The following is a 1488-nucleotide window of genomic DNA, read 5'->3' as shown; positions in this document are numbered from 1 at the left end:
GAGCTCTACAAGGAGTCGCTCATGGCTGTGAGCCCGCGAACGCCTAATGCGACGATTGACTCGGTTATCGAGAAGGTGTGGCGCTCATTACTCTAGGATTCTATTTCCCTAGAGCGCCCTTGTGCAAACACTTTGTTATACGATTGGCTTATACTTATGCTTTTGAATGAATTTTTTGCATTTTTCAATGACAGTTAAATGTGCCTTTATACTCTCAATTGTACTTTCAAACTCTATTGAATGGTCTGCGTCTTTGATTTCTAATACTTCAAGGTCACTACGCTTCTTAATATTTTTGGTTTTTTCCTCACTTAATTGTCTATATCACTTCCAAATATAATTAAAGTATCATTGCTACACTCTTTAGGAACACTTCTATCTACTGGCGTTAAATAAATGTATGATGTTTTTTTCTCAGGATATTCTTCTCTAAGTTCATTCATTATAAAAGTTCCTAAACTCTTACCAACTAATATCACGTTTTTGTACTTGTTTTCTAATGACTTATCAATAGCTTCCTTTGTCTCTTTTACTAAATTACCAAGTTCTTTGGATTTATCTATATCTACTTGCTTTTTCTGATAACCATATTCGATACACAGAACGTCACACCCCTCTTCCAATGCTACGTTTCCTACGTAATAAAGTAATGGTGCAACTGACTCATATGCATATCCAGGTAAAGTGACCTAAAGTGTTTCGCTATTTTGGACTATATAAACATGTTTTAGATTATTTTTCCACTTTGAAGTAGTTTCAATTTCAGTAAAATTCATTTTCAACCTCCTTTATAGCTGTCTTATAACGGTTTCGCTAGTTTCGATGTTTTACATGTTCTTCGTAAAATGTTGAAACTAGCTTGTTAGAAGACGTTGTTTGCGTGTTTTGAAATTATCATGAAACTTAAATTATATATATACTTACTTATTTTATTTTCTATAATTAATACAATACAAAAGAAAACCAAAAACAATATTAAATCATAGTTGATATTTCATAGAGAATAACTTGAATATTCCTATAGACCACTATTTGCTCCTAATTTTTATTTTTGGCTATGTTTTAAAATATAATGTTGAAATTACCATATATTCAAAGAATAGCACAGTATATCATTATTTAGATAGTTGTATTCTTGCTATTTTCCAAATACTCTATTTAATAAACTTTTTTTATAATTTCTCAATTCAGATATAACATGATTTTCTGCATACATCCCTATTAGTATAAAAGTAACCCCTGCTCCTACACATAACCCTTCAATAAAATCTGGCAACAAATTAAAACGATTTGAAATTAGCCAAAGTCCATTAAGGAACATTCCGAAATAAATATATTTATTGAACTTTTTCATATTCATCACCTCCGTAACTGATTATATTATTATAACCTATTCATCAATAAGGAATTAGCATCAATTTATATTCAAAACATAGCCTTGTTTTTATATAAAAATGTCTTCTAACTCTCTTTTCACGAATTAGAGTT

General features: G+C 30.2%; 2 protein-coding genes. Both read right to left on the bottom strand.

What is annotated here, in order from left to right; genetic code table 11:
• Positions 1-311: 311 nt before the first annotated feature.
• Positions 312-623, bottom strand: coding sequence for a hypothetical protein (locus tag TR13x_RS10460; RefSeq protein WP_054871883.1), 312 nt, complete (start codon positions 621-623; stop codon positions 312-314).
• A 515-nt stretch (positions 624-1138) separates the two neighbouring features.
• Positions 1139-1354, bottom strand: a complete 216-nt coding sequence (locus TR13x_RS10455; RefSeq protein WP_054871882.1) for a hypothetical protein — start codon at positions 1352-1354, stop codon at positions 1139-1141.
• Between the last annotated feature and the right edge of the window lie 134 nt (positions 1355-1488).

Origin of the sequence: Caloranaerobacter sp. TR13 (assembly GCF_001316435.1) — a bacterium.
Lineage (GTDB): Bacteria > Bacillota > Clostridia > Tissierellales > Thermohalobacteraceae > Caloranaerobacter.
This window is presented reverse-complemented; position numbering and strand designations above follow the sequence as displayed.